This is a genomic window from Mucilaginibacter ginsenosidivorans, assembly GCF_007971025.1.
Taxonomy (GTDB): Bacteria; Bacteroidota; Bacteroidia; order Sphingobacteriales; family Sphingobacteriaceae; genus Mucilaginibacter; species Mucilaginibacter ginsenosidivorans.
On the sequence record NZ_CP042436.1, the window covers coordinates 2,604,947 to 2,620,022 of the forward strand.

The 15,076-nt window shown below is 45.3% G+C and carries 11 protein-coding genes; 4 read left to right on the forward strand and 7 right to left on the reverse strand.

From position 1 onward, the window contains the following. Positions 1–53: 53 nt before the first annotated feature. The 6 genes from FRZ54_RS11940 to FRZ54_RS11965 form a co-directional block, all read right to left on the reverse strand. Entirely contained in the window at positions 54–2,609 is a 2,556-nt protein-coding gene (locus FRZ54_RS11940; RefSeq protein WP_228462699.1) for an ABC transporter permease, read from the reverse strand. Positions 2,610–2,615: 6 nt separating this feature from the next. Further along, a complete protein-coding gene (locus tag FRZ54_RS11945; RefSeq protein ID WP_147031835.1) occupies positions 2,616–3,302 on the reverse strand; it encodes an ABC transporter ATP-binding protein in 687 nt (228 codons plus the stop codon). A 159-nt stretch (positions 3,303–3,461) separates the two neighbouring features. Continuing rightward, a complete protein-coding gene (locus FRZ54_RS11950; protein ID WP_147031836.1) occupies positions 3,462–4,367 on the reverse strand; it encodes a sugar phosphate isomerase/epimerase family protein in 906 nt (301 codons plus the stop codon). A gap of 599 nt (positions 4,368–4,966) precedes the next feature. After that, positions 4,967–5,167 (reverse strand): hypothetical protein, encoded by a 201-nt coding sequence (locus FRZ54_RS11955; protein WP_147031837.1) that lies wholly within the window; start codon positions 5,165–5,167, stop codon positions 4,967–4,969. Positions 5,168–5,431: 264 nt separating this feature from the next. Then, entirely contained in the window at positions 5,432–6,175 is a 744-nt protein-coding gene (locus FRZ54_RS11960; protein ID WP_147031838.1) for a LytR/AlgR family response regulator transcription factor, read from the reverse strand. Beyond that, positions 6,172–7,275, reverse strand: a complete 1,104-nt coding sequence (locus FRZ54_RS11965) for a sensor histidine kinase (protein WP_147031839.1) — start codon at positions 7,273–7,275, stop codon at positions 6,172–6,174. The genes FRZ54_RS11960 and FRZ54_RS11965 overlap by 4 nt, the downstream gene beginning before the upstream one ends. Before the next feature lie 280 nt (positions 7,276–7,555). Here FRZ54_RS11965 and FRZ54_RS11970 point away from each other — a divergent pair, with 280 nt between their 5' ends. The 4 genes from FRZ54_RS11970 (at position 7,556) to nhaA (ending at position 14,593) form a co-directional block, all read left to right on the forward strand. Continuing rightward, complete coding sequence (locus FRZ54_RS11970; RefSeq protein ID WP_147031840.1) at positions 7,556–10,390, forward strand: outer membrane beta-barrel protein; 2,835 nt, start codon at positions 7,556–7,558, stop codon at positions 10,388–10,390. A gap of 50 nt (positions 10,391–10,440) precedes the next feature. Next, positions 10,441–11,010 carry a YceI family protein gene (locus tag FRZ54_RS11975; protein ID WP_147031841.1) on the forward strand — a complete coding sequence of 190 codons (570 nt, stop codon included), beginning with the start codon at positions 10,441–10,443 and terminating at the stop codon, positions 11,008–11,010. Positions 11,011–11,740: 730 nt separating this feature from the next. Further along, a complete protein-coding gene (locus FRZ54_RS11980; RefSeq protein WP_228462700.1) occupies positions 11,741–13,270 on the forward strand; it encodes an ammonium transporter in 1,530 nt (509 codons plus the stop codon). A gap of 87 nt (positions 13,271–13,357) precedes the next feature. Beyond that, complete coding sequence (nhaA, locus tag FRZ54_RS11985) at positions 13,358–14,593, forward strand: Na+/H+ antiporter NhaA (protein WP_228462701.1); 1,236 nt, start codon at positions 13,358–13,360, stop codon at positions 14,591–14,593. A 117-nt stretch (positions 14,594–14,710) separates the two neighbouring features. Here the strand turns inward: nhaA and FRZ54_RS11990 are convergent, their stop codons facing one another. Next, positions 14,711–14,902, reverse strand: a complete 192-nt coding sequence (locus FRZ54_RS11990) for a YtxH domain-containing protein (RefSeq protein WP_147031842.1) — start codon at positions 14,900–14,902, stop codon at positions 14,711–14,713. Positions 14,903–15,076: the final 174 nt, after the last annotated feature.

Consider the following 15,076-nt stretch of genomic DNA (forward strand, 5'->3'; position numbering starts at 1 on the left):
TGTTTTTGTAAATATAACAAAAGTCTCCGGGCGTGTAGAGATTCCAGATGGGCCTAAACATCCCTCCTCAAAATCTCAAGCGGCGGCTTATTCAAAGTACCGCGGCTGTTCAGCAACCCGATAACTATGGTCAGTACAGCTATCGTCAAAAACAACAATAATGGTTGTGTTGGATCTGCCGTAAACGGTACCTGGAAATTGTACTTAGCTAAGAGCCAGCTCGCGGCCAAAGCGATTAGGATACCTGTAAAGGCTGATAAGCCGCCTAAAAAGAGATATTCTATAGTCGTGATCGCAAATACTTGCCTGCGGCTGGCACCCATGGTGCGCAATAGTACGCTTTCCTGTATGCGCTGGTATTTGCTGATGCGGACGGATGCTATCAATACTACGATAGCTGTTACAATGCTGAACATCGCCATAAAGCGGATAATGCCGCCGACTTTGTCCATCAATTCCTCCAGTACGCTCAGTATGAAACCGAGGTCTATCATCGATATGTTGGGAAATGCTTTTACCACGTGCTGCTGGTACAGAGCCGATGCCTGTTTTGAAGGCACATGCGTGGCAAAGGCGTAAAACTGCGGCGCGTCGTCCAAAACGCCTTTCGGGAACACGAAAATAAAATTGGTTTGCATCCGGTTCCAGTTTACCTCGCGGGTACTTGCAACGTGCGCATTCAGCGGGACGCCCTGCACGTTAAAGGTAATCTTATCGCCTATCTTCAGCTTCATGCCTTTGGCAAAACGGTCCTCAACCGATACGGGAATATCATTGTCAGCTGTTGTTTTACCTATCCATTCACCGTCAACCATTCGCTCGTTAGGCGTCAGGCTGTCGCGGTAAGTAACCCTGAACTCGTTGCTGAATATCCACATGCTGTGGTTCATCGAGCTGTCCTTTTTTGTTTCAGCTTCGTTCTTCCCTTTGAACTTGTCGATGCGTAAACTAATAACAGGCACCTGCTCTAATACAGGCAGGTGTTCCTTTTTGGTTAATGCTGCCAGTGCATCCTTTTGTTTCACCTGGATATCGAACAGGATCATATTGGCCTGGTTCCCGCTTGACGAAAGCGAAACCTGTTTGATAAGAATACCCTGGACAAATAGCAGCGTGCAGATGAAAGCGGCGCTGAGACCGATGGATACGACAAGGACAATGGTTTGATTATTGGGCCGGTAAAGGTTAGCAAAACCCTGCCGCCATACATAGCTCCAGCTACCTTTGATAAAAAGACGGGTAAGGTACATCAGCAGCCGGGCGATGCCTACCAGGATATAATAGGCCACTACAATGCCGATGGTAAAAAATGTACAAGCCTGCCAGCCGTCTATCTGGCTATGGGTGAATATTGCAATAAATGCCAGTATAACCGCGTAAACCAGCCAGCGGAACGGGTCGCGGAGCAGGTTGATGTTTTCGTACGACATGCGCAGCGTATTCAGCGGCGATATCCTGCGGATAGCGATGAGCGGCAGCAGCGCGAAAAGGACGGATATGGCTACCCCTAAGATCACGCCTTGCCCAACGGCCGCCCACGAAATATCGGTTGTGACCGACAGTGGTAAAAAGTCCTTGAAAACAACAGGGAGCAAATGCTGAACCATGGTACCCAGCGCAGCCCCCGCTATGGACCCGATGAGCCCGATGCCAATGATCTGTATCAGGTAAATCAGGAAAGCTTCATAGGCCTTCACCCCCAAACAGCGCATGATGGCAATAGAGGCTATTTTTTCACGCACATAAATATGGATGGCGCTGGCCACACCCACGCAGCCCAGCAACAGCGCAATAAAACCCACCAGCGCCAGGAAATCGGTCAGGTTGGCAAAAGCGCGACCTGTATTTTGCTTACGTGTTTCAATGGTCTCATATCCAAGCTCCAGCTTATCCATTTTCGCATCGAGGCTTTTGGTTAGCTTCACCATGTCTACCGGGTGGTCATATTTATAGTAGAATGTGTAATTGATGCGGCTGCCTTTTTGCATCAGCCCGGTTTGATCCAGGTATTGCATAGGGATGTACACCATCGGCGCTATACCCGAAGCTATGCCGGCCTGGCCCGGGGCTTTAGTTAGCGTACCTTCGATAAGGAAGGTAACATAGCCTACTTTTATCGAATCGCCAACTTTGGCATTGTACTGCAGCATCAAAGTTTGATCCACCAAAGCTTTTTTCCCGTTGCGGAAATCGGTGCCTGCATTTGCAGGTATGGTTTCCAACTTGCCGTAATAAGGAAATTCGCCCTCCAAAGCCTTTACCTGTGCCAGCCTTGTATTTTGTGTTTTTGGGAAATAAACCATCGAGGCAAAACTGCGTTCCTGCGAACGGCGGTCGCCCAGCGAGTCGAGAAATTTTTGCGTTTTGCTATCGGGCAGCTTGCCCGCGTGCACAGCCATGTCGGCGCCTATGAGGGTGGCAGCCTGGGTATCGATATCTTTTTTTAGGTTAAAGCCAAAAGTGTAAATAGCCACCAGCGCCGCGATGCCGAATATAATGGACGACACGAACAGGAACAATCGCGAGCGGCTCTTGCGGCTGTCGCGCCAGGCCATTTGAAACAGCCAGCGGACACTTATTTTCCGTTTGGTAAAGGGAAGTTCTGCCATGGCTTTCTATGCGTTGGTTTTATCGTCCGAAACCAGTTTGCCGCCTTTAATGCGCAGTATCCGCTGCGTTTTCGAGGCCAGTTCCAGGTCGTGTGTCACCAGCACCAATGTGGTACCGGCTTCCCTGTTCAGGTCGAAAATCAGGTTCACCACTTTTTCGCTTGTTTCGGCATCCAGGTTACCGGTAGGCTCATCAGCAAACAGTATCTTAGGCTGATTGCTGAACGCCCGGGCAAGCGACACGCGCTGCTGTTCGCCGCCTGATAGCTGGGCAGGGTAGTGGTGCCCGCGGTCGGCCAGCCCAACTTTATCCAGAAGGTCAAGCGAACGTGCGCGGATATTCTTTTCTCCCCGCAGTTCAAGCGGTACCATCACGTTTTCCAGTGCTGTTAATGTCGGCAACAGTTGAAAATTCTGGAATATAAAACCCACATATTGATTACGCACCTGCGCGCGCTTGTCCTCGTTCAGGTCGCCAAGGTTGATACCGCTTAAGGTTACCGTCCCGGTTGTGGAACGGTCGAGCCCCGCGCACAAACCCAGCAGCGTTGTCTTCCCGCTGCCTGACGGGCCCACAATGGCGTTGGTCGAGCCGGTCTCTACCGAGAAGTTGATATTATCGAGTACCGTCAATGTTTTGCCCGCGCTTTGATAAGTTTTGCCCAGGCCGGAGATATCAAGAATAGTGTCCAAAATGTTTTATTTTAATGTTGGATGAATACAGCCGGTATTTGTTACCGCCCATACTGGTTAGTGCCGAAATAAAAATAGGGTATTGACAGTACAATGACCATCAATACCCTTTAAAAAAAAATCGGAGGTCGGAAGCCTGACGTCCGATCTCTGACTTCGTTATACACCCATAGCCCTTAAATTTTTATAGCTTGTTGCTAAACTGACAAATGCATCAGGCGGCATATCATGTTCTACAAAATAATGCTTCGCACCCGCTTCTTTCACATGGGCAAAAATGTCTTTAAAATCAACCACGCCCTCGCCAACCGGCGCCGGGCCTTTACGTTCTTTGTCTAAATCTTTCACGTGTAATAAAGGGAAGCGACCCGGGTGAGCTTTGAACAGGTCTACAGGGTTTACGCCGGCTTTAGTTACCCAACATAGGTCGAGCTCCATTTTAACCAGGTTTTTATCGGTGCCCTCCAGCATCAATGTATATGGAATTTTGCCTTCTACTTCCTTAAACTCCATGTCGTGATTGTGATAACAAAGCTGAATATTTACTTTTTTACAAGCTTCGCCGGTTTTATTCAGTATCTCATTGGCCTCCTTGATCTCATCAAGCGTGCCTGTCGGGATATTGGCGCAAACCAGGTATGATAGCCCACCCCCGGCGGCTTCGTCCACCAGTTTCTGCATATCTTCTTTCAGGTTAGGAATGTGGTCCGGAAAGCCCGGAGGTAACTTTGCTCCCGGTGGCAATTTAAGCGCACCGCCCAGAACGTGATGCGACTGCCATGACAGGCCCAAATCTTTACAGGTGGCGGCAAATTCCTTCGGGCTCATGCCGTAATAACCGGGGAGCCTGCTAAAAGCCGACTCTATTTCAGTGTAACCAATATCGGCGATCTTCTTCAGATTGCCTTTAACATCATTTTCGATTTTTCCAAAGAGAGTAAAAAGCTGAACACCTAACGCGTGCTTGCCTCCTCCTGCAAAAAATGCCGAAGCTGCTTTTGGTATGACCATAGCACTGAGCGCTGCGGCGCCCGAGCCTATGAGGAAATTTCTTCTGTTGAGCATAGTTTTTTTGGTTTTACAAATTGATTTCTGAAAGATAATCAATCATTGCGTCAATGCAACACAATGGTGTAAATATTTTTCATAACAGGCGTTCAGATGGTCACACAGGGGAAACTTACGTAAAAACACGTATCAATTACCGTGTTAGCACTGCCGAAATTCTTTTTGCCAATCCCCAACTTTGACATGGGTAAATTAAATAAATATGATTGTCATCACTGTGTTGCTGTTAACTGGCCGGAAGTCGGTAATGTATTTTGAACATGCCTGCGCCGAACTGATTTACAGGTTAACCGGCGCATGACGGGAAGTATGAACAAATGTTTGCAGCGATGCAGAAATTTATACTCCTATGATAAAACAACAGGATAATAGTTAGGGTCTAAAATTCCTGCTTGTTTGGTAGCCGGTCCTTGCGTAAGCAAAGACCGCTACCATATTTTTAAAAAAGGAGTACCTGGTTTGAATTTATTAGCCTCTCAATATCATTGACCCGCGCCTGCCCGGGCAGCCTGTAAAAAGGTATGCGGGATTGATGGTTAATAGTTAGTTTAGTTTAGTGGATAATCAGCCGTTACGCGAGGTAATGGCTGTTTTTTTTATGCAGCGTCGGTAAGCGACCTGCGGTAAGCGTCATTATTTTCAACTGTATAATCGGGGATCTTCTTACCGCATTTGCTGCACTTGAACGAATTGTGCTTCTCTTCCCAGTTATGGTCGCATTGGGGCTTGGCGTTCAGCTTATGCGTAACAACAGCTATCGCGGCAACCAATAATACAAATAGTGAAAGGTATAGCATTGTGCAACTATTTGCCATTACCAACGCAAAATTCAGGCCAGTAGCTAAAGGGCCTTAAATGCGCATTCGCTTAGAAAGAATTTCCCCAAAATAAGAATAGATTACCCGATTGGGGAATATAGAAACTCCACATTTGGAGCTAGTTATGAGATTCTTTTAAACTAAAAACTCGCCAGGCAACGAGTCGTGTTTAATTCGGGTTGATAGTTTTATCTGACATTAACCTGTCTTTTGGTCTTTCCGACCCCGGACTTTCAGCCTAAATCAGATCCACTTTCCCACAAACTGGCCAAAAGCTTCTTTATACTGGTCGCCCACAGCTATCATCATTTTGCCTATCTGCAGCGAATTTTTTGTCATCGAGGTTATCTTATCCAGCGCAACTATAAAAGAGCGGTGCACACGCATAAACCGCTTTGAGGGCAGCTTCTCTTCCAATGCTTTTAAGCTCGTAAGCGATAATACTGCTTTGTCAACACCTTTCAGGTGCACTTTTACATAGTCCTTAAGCCCTTCAATATATAATATATCATCCAGGGCTATTCTTACCAGCTGGTATTCAACTTTCAAAAACAGGTATTCGTCGTCGGCATGTTCCGGTTCGGCAATAGCTGACGGCGCCGTTGCTGTCTTATTAAGCAACTCGGCATAGTTATATGCCTTTTGTGCCGCGCGTAAAAACTCTTCGTAATTAAATGGTTTTAACAGGTAGTCCAGTGCGTCAACCTTATACCCCTCAAGGGCGAACTGGTTATAAGCCGTAGTAAATATCACCCGCGGCGTTTCCGGCCCTTTACCCAGCACCCTTGCCAGCTCAATACCATTCAGATCGGGCATTTGTATATCCAGGAAAAGCAGGTCTATCTTTTGCGTATGTATGGCCTTTAACGCTTCCAGTGCACTCGGGAAGCGCCCCACCAAATTGAGAAAAGGTGTTTGTTCGATGAATTTGCAAACCAGGCCAAGCGCCAATGGTTCATCATCTACAGCAATACAGTTTATTGTCATGACAGATCGATGGTCAAATGAACGGTATACTCGTTGCTGGCATTAGCCTCGCTGATATCCAGTTTATATTTGCCAGGGTATAGCAGGTCGAGCCGGCGCTTGGTGTTTACCAGGCCAATGCCGCTATTGGTATCTAAGCTAATACTATTATCGTTCATTATCGAATTTTTTACTGTCAGGTCGAGCACTTTGTCGCGTTGCCAGATAATTATGTCGACATGGCTGTCCTGTGTTGCGCTTACTCCGTGTTTAAAGGCATTCTCTACGAATGGTAAAAATATCATCGGCGCTATCGGCTCATCTTTAAGATCCGAAGGCGTGTCGATATTTACCTTCACCACATCGGTAAGTCGCAATTGCATCAGGCTTATATAATCTTTTACAAAGGCTATTTCCTGGCTCAGCATGGTATGCCCCGATTGCGTATCGTAAAGCAAGTAGCGCATCATGCGCGATAATTGGTGAATGGCCTTGCCGGCAACATCCGCATCGACAACCGTGAGCGCATAAATGTTATTCAGCGTATTGAAAAAGAAGTGGGGATTGATCTGTGCCTTTAAGAATGATAATTCGGAAGTTACTTTATCCTTTTCCAGTTCTTCGCGTTCCTGTTTGTCCTTCTGCCATTTCTGAATGGTGGTTACGCTGGTGCTGATCCCCAATACAAGGGCTATGATAGCGATGCCGATGGTATCCAGTCCGCCACGGCCGCCTTTGCCGGGTTTCGGCGGGCCATGTTTACCTTCGTTCATCATCTCCCAGCGTTTATGAAAGGCTGTATCCATTAACTGGTGTACATGCAGCGATTTATCGACCTGGGCAGTTACGAAAATGATGACCACGAACAGTAAAGCGATGATCATGAAGTAATAACCCGTAAGATTTTTAAGCAGGAAACGGGGTACCAGTACAATGGAATTGATATAATAAGCCACTACCAGCATGCTCAGTATAATAACCTGCTTTAACCAAAACTGGTATGGTACATCAATATTGGAGAGATAGGGTTGATAGAAGAATAACACCAGCGCAAATACCACCCACACCAATATCTGTATCATTACGCCGATAAGCTTGCTATAAGAACTCTGTCCTTTCATTATCAATTAGTTTAAAGGATTTGCATCGAAATGTAACAAATCCGGTACAATATTACATAGCAACAATTTAGCACGCAATTTAAACCGCCCGGCAGGTATATTTTACCGACAAATAACCTGTCACAATCTTTTAACGGGCAAAGCCGGGCTTTGTCGCCTGCAAACAGTCTTTCATAGGATAAAATCAGCCTCCCGTCTATGATCGGCCGCTTATGGTCTATTGTATTTCCCCCTGTGAAAAGGATGTGGTTTTTTTGTATCATCATAACTAACCGATACCATGAAACTGAAATATCTACTGGCGGCCATACTCTTTATACTAACCGCCAATGTTTACGCACAAAACGGCCGGCAGATCAGCGGCGTTGTTAAAGACTCAACGGGAACGACCCTGCCCGGCGCAAGTGTAAAATTGCTGACCGGCAAGGATAGTGTTACAGTCGCAACCGATGGTAACGGCCGTTTTACATTTTCGGCAGTTACAGTGAACCAATTTAGCCTGGTTATTTATTCTATCGGATATGAGGGCCTGAAACGGAAATATAACCTGGCGCCTGGTAATACGGATGCCGAACTGGCGCCTATTATACTGAAAAGCGAGTCCAGGACCCTTAACCAGGTAAATATAGTTGATGTAAATGCGGTAAAAATTAAAGAGGATACGGTTGAATATAACGCCGCTGCTTACAAGGTACGCCAGGGAGCAGTGGTAGAGGATGCTATAAAAAAGATGCCGGGACTGGATGTGGATAAGGATGGTAACATTACTGCACAGGGCAAAAGCGTCAGCAAAGTGCGTTTAAATGGTAAAGATTACATGGCAGGCGACGTAACCAGTCTTACCCGTAATCTCCCTGCGGACCTTGTGCAGAGCGTGCAGGTAGTTGATGACTACGGCGACCAGGCCAATATAACGGGCATAAAATCAGGCGATCCGCAAAAAGTACTGAATATCAATATCCGTAAGGATAAAAACTATGGTTATTTTGGCCAGGGTACATTAGGCGGTGGCCGCGATGCCATTCCGCAGGTGGACGGTACCAAAGAAGGGGGCCGCTATATAGCATCAACCAATATATTTTCTTTTAGTGGCGACCGCCAGATAGCGGTATCAGGCAACCTGAACAATACCAACACCAACCTGTTCAATTTTGGCGGTGGCGGCCCTGGCGGCGGCCGCAGGGGCGGAGGTCCCCCGGGATTATTCGGAGGCAATACCAACGGTATCACTACCGCACGTTCATTAGGGTTCAACTACCGTGATAGCTGGGGTAAAAAAATAACCGTATACGGAAGCTATAGCTTTGCTGATAATACAGTGAATACCATCACTTCGTCGTTGCAAAACAATATCTCGTTGCAATTCCCAAGTACCAATACTTCGAATAGTGTCGAAAAGGACGAAAATATCAACCACCGCGTCAATTTCAATCTTGAATATAAGCCCGATACGGTCAACTATATCAAATTCAGCCCGACATTTTCATACGGCGGGGTGCATACCAACGAAACAGCAACCAGCTTGCTGACATCGAACGCAGATACGACGTCATTCTACAACCTGGCATTGCTCTCGCATTCCTCGGCCCCTAATTTTGGCGGTGGGTTGCTGTATAATCACCGCTTTAACAGCCATGGCCGTAATTTCAGTGTTTTTATAACAGGAGGTAGTACCACCAGTAATTACTACCAAAACCCGGTGTACGATTACCTGGCGGGGAAGGCGAATGCACCGGTGAACCAGATGATCAATACCGATAGCCGTACGGACAGCGTTGGTGCATCGTTCTCTTATATCGAACCGATAGGCAAGCAATCGTACCTCGAGCTTAATTATAACTATCACAACGCGCATACCACCGCCGATAAGTTGACGGACACGCTAACCGATGCCGGCCAAAGCAACCGGTACGATCTGCTGAGCAACGATTACAATTTTAATTTCATCACTAACCGTGTTGGGTTGAATTTCAGGTATATCGACAAAAAATACAACTATACCTTAGGTGTTGCCGCAGTGCCAAGCGTTCTGGAAGGTTCATCATCTATATCGGCGCCTACCCATGTCAGCACCTTTAATTTTTCGCCGGTGGCGCGGTTTATCTATAATTTCTCGCGCACCCAGGCAATAACCATCAATTACACGGGTTCGCCAATGTCGCCAACGTATGCCGAATTACAGCCCGTGGTTGATTATTCCAGCGCGAGCTACCCGGTTCAGGGTAATCCGAATCTTAGTCCGCAGTATAACAATACGTTCAGCCTTCGTTATAACAAATTCGATTTTGCTTCGGGCAACGTGTTCTTCTCGAACCTGAACTTCACGCAGACCAATAATAAGATCGTCGCCAATACGGTAACTTTCCCCCGTAATTATACCGACCCTAAATTGGCCGGGACTATCCTGACGCAGTATACTAATGCTTCGGGCTATTATTCGGCATCAGCGTTTTATTTGTATGCCAAGCCATGGCAAAAACGTAAGTACACCTTGTTTATCAACGGTAATATCTCGTACAACAACAACATATCTTATATAAGTAATATCGATTCGGTAAATTTTGATGAGACCACGCAAAAGAACATCGCCAAAAACTTGGTGCTTACACAGGGTGCCCGTTTCAGGGTTGATATTACTGATATTATTGATGCGGAAGCCAATGCAAGCTACAGTATCAACCATTCAAACAATTCCATATCGCAGGCCAACGTCAATAATAATTTCCGTACGATCACTTTAGGTCTGAATGGCAAGAACTACTTGTGGAAGGATTGGACGTTGAGCTACGACTATACCAAAACCATTTACCAGGGGTATACCGGCGCAACCAATCCGAATATCCTGAATACTTATGTGGAGCGCCGCTTTTTAAAGAGCAATGTCGGCACACTCCGTTTCTCGGTATTCGATGTATTTAACGAAAATACCGGTTTTACTTCAACCCAGACAGCTTATTCCATTTCGCAAAGCAATGTAAACCGTTTGGGCAGGTATTACCTGCTTACCTTTACTTTAAGGCTGCAAAAGTTTGCCGGGCAGCCGCCTCGCGGTCCGGGTGGCCCCGGTGGTTTCCGCGGCCCGGGTGGCGGCCGTCCTCCGGGTGAACCGGATTGATCGGAACTTGCGATTATTTAACTCCAATAATTTAAACATAAAACAAAAAAATGAAGAAGATCAGTTTATTAGCAGCCGCCCTGGTATTTGGCGCTACAGCATTTGCGCAAGGCAAGTGGGATGCCGACAAAGCACACTCTAAAGTTGGCTTTACCGTTACGCACCTTTCAGTATCAGACGTTGACGGTAACTTTAAAAAATTTGATGCAAGCATCACCACGTCAAAGGCAGACTTTACCGATGCCATTTTTGAGATGACCGCCGATGTTGCATCAGTAAATACAGATAATGATTTTCGTGATAACGATCTGAAAAGCGACCACTTTTTTGATGCGGCCAAATTTCCGCAGATACATTTTATCAGCAAAAGTGTAAGCAAGGTTGATGATAAGCATTACAAGATAACCGGCGACCTGACCATGCATGGCGTTACCAAATCGGTTACGCTTGATATGTTGGTGAACGGGTTTACAAAAGACATGCGCAGCCAAAAGCCGGTAGTTGGTATTAAGGTGACAGGTACTATTAACCGTAACGATTTTGGCGTGGGCCACATGCCGTCGGCTATGGTGAGCGACGATGTTGAAATAAGGGCAGTGGGCGAATTCCACCAGCAATGACCCTTACTTGAGTGAGTTAGATTAAATCAAATAAGTTAAAAATTTAATTAACCACTTAACTCAATCAACCCCACACAAGACCTTCCCATCCTTGAGAAAGATGGAAGAATTAAGCATGAGATTGCTTGATTTAGTTGATCGCGTTCCGGAGTGAGATCCCGGAACGCTTTTTTTTTGCTCATTCCTCATTCCTTCACAAGCGTTTCGCTTGTTTTGTAAAGCGCCCACTAAGCTTTCAGTGTTTTCGCGTTGGTTTTAAAAATTCAACCTCCTGCATTTAGATTTTTTCATCATCGCGATATAATTGCGTTCTCCCTACACTTTTTTTTCTTTTCAGGATCGAAAAAGGGCACAATTGGTGCAATTGATCTTTGTTACTCCCTTTTTTTGAAATAAGACCGGGATAATAGGTATGAATTGCTTAAAAATTTGACGAAATCAGTTAGGTTTATTGCAAAAAATGAATTTTATGGTTTATGAATTTATTTTTTATAAAAAAATCGAAAAAATAACGGTAAAACAGGCTTTGTTTTTATAAAATTAATAAAAAATTAAAAAATCATTAATTTTTTCATGAAATTTTTGAAAAAATGCAATATATTTTTCTATCTTGGCATTCGAAAGGCGGATTTCTTGAATTATTTTTAAAAATTTACACTTTTTGCCAATTTCAACATCGCAAACATTCAAACAAACACATATCAATCAACTTTAACTATTAATCATGATTATGAAATTTAAAAACTTACAAAAAAAGGTCCCGTCGTTCCTGCTAATGGGTGCGATATTGGTTTTACTTTTAGTGGTATTTGCCCCACATGCTGTTCATGCACAAGACCCGACCGGTGCAAAGACAGGTACTATCACGGATATACCGGCTGCTAAAGCAGGTGCACCCACCCCGGCTGAATTAGGTGATGCTGTAGGCCACAACAGGATTGCCACCAATATCATGTGGACATTGCTTGCAGGTTTCCTGGTAATGTTTATGCAGGCTGGTTTCGCTCTTGTTGAAACCGGGTTCACTCAAAAGAAAAACGTTGCCCACACTATGGGTATGAACTTTATGGTGTATGCGGTGGGAATGTTCGGTTTCTGGATTTGCGGTTTTGCTTTCATGTTCGGTGGCGGCCTTAACGCTGCCACACTTGGCGGCGCGCCGGGCGTTATCCCGCACGAGTATGTTGTACATATGTTTGGCCACGATTTCGGCATTATCGGTACTGTTGGTTACTTCCTGAACAGTAAGGTTTATGATGTGGGTGTATTTACCCTCTTCTTGTTCCAAATGGTTTTCATGGACACTACTGCTACTATTCCTACGGGTTCGATGGCAGAAAGATGGTCGTTCAAATCATTCCTGATATTCGGTTTTTTCATATCAATGTTCGTTTATCCATTGTTTGGCAACTGGGTATGGGGTGGCGGATGGCTTTCTCAGCTTGGCGCTAACTTCGGTTTAGGCCATGGCCACGTCGACTTTGCAGGCTCATCAGTTGTACACATGGTTGGCGGTGTGGCTGCCCTTGCAGGTGCTATAGTGATCGGTCCGCGTATCGGGAAATTCAATGCAGACGGCACTCCGAATACGATCCCAGGTCATAACATCCCAATGGCTTTGCTTGGTACGTTCATCCTTGCTTTCGGATGGTTCGGTTTCAACCCGGGTTCAACATTGGCCGGCGCCGATTTTCGTATAAGCATTGTTGCAGTTAATACCATGATGGCTGGTACTGCAGGTGTATTATCTGTTTTGATCATTTTATATATGCAAGGTAAAAAACCAGATCCTGGTATGCTGGCCAACGGTTTGCTGGCAGGTTTGGTTGCAATTACCGCTCCTTGTGCTTTCGTAAACTCTTTAGGATCGGTGATCATTGGTGCTATTGCAGGTGCGTTGGTTGTGTTAACCATCTATATCATGGATTACAAATTGAAAATTGACGATCCGGTTGGTGCATTTGCAGTTCACGGTGTAAACGGCGCATGGGGAGTATTATCACTTGGCTTATTTGCCGATGGTTCGTACGGTGATGGCTGGAACGGTGTAAAGGGAAATGTAACCGGCTTATTCTACGGTGATGCAAGCCAGTTTGGCGCACAATGTATAGGCACATTAACCTGCTTCATATTCGTATTCGTGGTGATGTACGTCTTCTTCAAATTATCGAACAAGATCACACCTATCAGGGTACCTGCTGCTGACGAAATTGCCGGTTTGGATATGCCTGAGATGGGTGTTCAGGGATACGTTGACTAACATAAAATATAGAAGATTACCTGCCGCTAAAATGGCAGGTAATCTTTTTGATTTAATACTACTAATTATAAAGAAAGAGAGGCCAGTATGGAAAGGATACTTAAAAGAGCGATAGACCCGCTGCGTATTTTAATTAACGATAGCCGGTTCACAGGTGTAATGCTGATTGTGTGTACAGTGGTTTCCATATTTTTAGCCAATTTTTCCGGTTTCGGTGCTGCTTACAAAAACCTTTGGGATATGGAGTGGTTTACCGCTCATTTTCATCTTCCTGAAACGCTTTTAAGCTGGATCAATAATTACCTTATGGCTTTCTTCTTCCTGATGGCAGGGATGGAAATCAAAAGGGAGCTGGTAACCGGCGAGTTATCCTCTTTCAAAAAAGCTGTTCTGCCATTTGGCGCCGCTTTAGGCGGAATGATAGTACCTGCACTTATTTTCGCTTACTTTAACATCCACACCCATTACAGCAAAGGCTGGGGCATACCTACTGCAACTGATATTGCATTTTCAGTAGGCATAGCTTCAATTTTGGGTAAACGTGTTCCTGTTGGGCTTAAAATATTGCTGATGGCCCTTGCTATAATCGATGACCTGGGCGCCATTGTAGTTATCGCGCTGTTTTATGGCGGGCATATCAATATGGTTTTCCTTGGCATAGCCGCGGCGCTCTACCTGGGGCTCATAGGCTGTACTTATTTCAAATTGAAATTCGGTGTAGTACAGATAGTACTTTGCTTTGGCCTATGGTTCGCATTATTCAATTCAGGTGTAGAGGCCAGTATTGCAGGGGTACTCATTGCTTTTGCAACGCCTGTAGGCATACTGCCCGAATTTGAAAAGTACATACATAGGTATGTCAACTTCCTGATATTACCGCTATTTGCCTTCGCCAATACTGCTATACTTTTGCCGGCGAATATAATGGGTTCTTTCGGTTCCACACTCAGCCTGGGTATTATGGTCGGACTGGTTTTAGGCAAACCAATCGGCATATTCCTTTTCAGCCGTATTTTGGTTGCCTTGAAAGTAGCGAGCCTGCCACGCAACGTAAACTGGAAACAGGTTTTCGGTATGGGCGCGTTGGCAGGTATCGGTTTTACTATGTCGATATTTACTACCATGCTTGCCTTCAAAACCGAAGCCTTCCGCGATATCGCAAAGGTTGCCATTCTCTCAAGCGTATTGGTGTCGCTGGTATTCAGTATGATCTATTTCTACCTGACAAGCCCGAAAGTTTTGCATGAGCACGAGGAAAGCAAGGCTGTTAAACAGCCAGTCGGCGCAGAAGGTGAATTTGCGCTTAACTTAAGCGAAGCCTGATCGGAATAATTATCTATCAAAAGAAATAAACAGCCAAAGAAAAACCTCTCCATTGGAGAGGTTTTTCTTTTACAGGCAATTTTGCCTGTATCAATATTATTGCAATACCTTCCGGGCTCAATTGGTATGTAACCGTTCGGCTATCTGATCGACCGTAAATTCGACGTATTTTTTGGCGCGGTCGAAGTAATCGGGCCCGTCTTCGATGAGTTCTTCCAGTATTGATTTGCCGTTTTCTTTTTCCTTTGTAAGGTAATAAATGCCATAACCGACAGCGGCGCCTATGGCCATAAATTTCAAAATGCGCATAACGATACTTTAATGAAGCATAAAATTACAAAAATGATGCGTGTAAATAACAAACGAAAAAAAAATTTAAAACTGCCGTCGATTAATAGCCCACACTATCCCCGAAAGATCCATAATCGTACAGACAAATAACAAAGCCTCCATCTTCAAAGGAGATGGAGGCTTTGACTATTG

What these genes read in the sequence shown, in the direction of transcription:
- FRZ54_RS11940 (WP_228462699.1), bottom strand. Translation starts at nt 2,609, where the DNA reads ATGGCAGAACTTCCCTTTACCAAACGGAAAATAAGTGTCCGCTGGCTG.
- FRZ54_RS11950 (WP_147031836.1), bottom strand. Translation starts at nt 4,367, where the DNA reads ATGCTCAACAGAAGAAATTTCCTCATAGGCTCGGGCGCCGCAGCGCTC.
- FRZ54_RS11955 (WP_147031837.1), bottom strand. Translation starts at nt 5,167, where the DNA reads ATGCTATACCTTTCACTATTTGTATTATTGGTTGCCGCGATAGCTGTT.
- FRZ54_RS11960 (WP_147031838.1), bottom strand. Translation starts at nt 6,175, where the DNA reads ATGACAATAAACTGTATTGCTGTAGATGATGAACCATTGGCGCTTGGC.
- FRZ54_RS11965 (WP_147031839.1), bottom strand. Translation starts at nt 7,275, where the DNA reads ATGAAAGGACAGAGTTCTTATAGCAAGCTTATCGGCGTAATGATACAG.
- FRZ54_RS11970 (WP_147031840.1), top strand. Translation starts at nt 7,556, where the DNA reads ATGAAACTGAAATATCTACTGGCGGCCATACTCTTTATACTAACCGCC.
- FRZ54_RS11975 (WP_147031841.1), top strand. Translation starts at nt 10,441, where the DNA reads ATGAAGAAGATCAGTTTATTAGCAGCCGCCCTGGTATTTGGCGCTACA.
- FRZ54_RS11980 (WP_228462700.1), top strand. Translation starts at nt 11,741, where the DNA reads ATGAAATTTAAAAACTTACAAAAAAAGGTCCCGTCGTTCCTGCTAATG.
- nhaA (WP_228462701.1), top strand. Translation starts at nt 13,358, where the DNA reads ATGGAAAGGATACTTAAAAGAGCGATAGACCCGCTGCGTATTTTAATT.
- FRZ54_RS11990 (WP_147031842.1), bottom strand. Translation starts at nt 14,902, where the DNA reads ATGCGCATTTTGAAATTTATGGCCATAGGCGCCGCTGTCGGTTATGGC.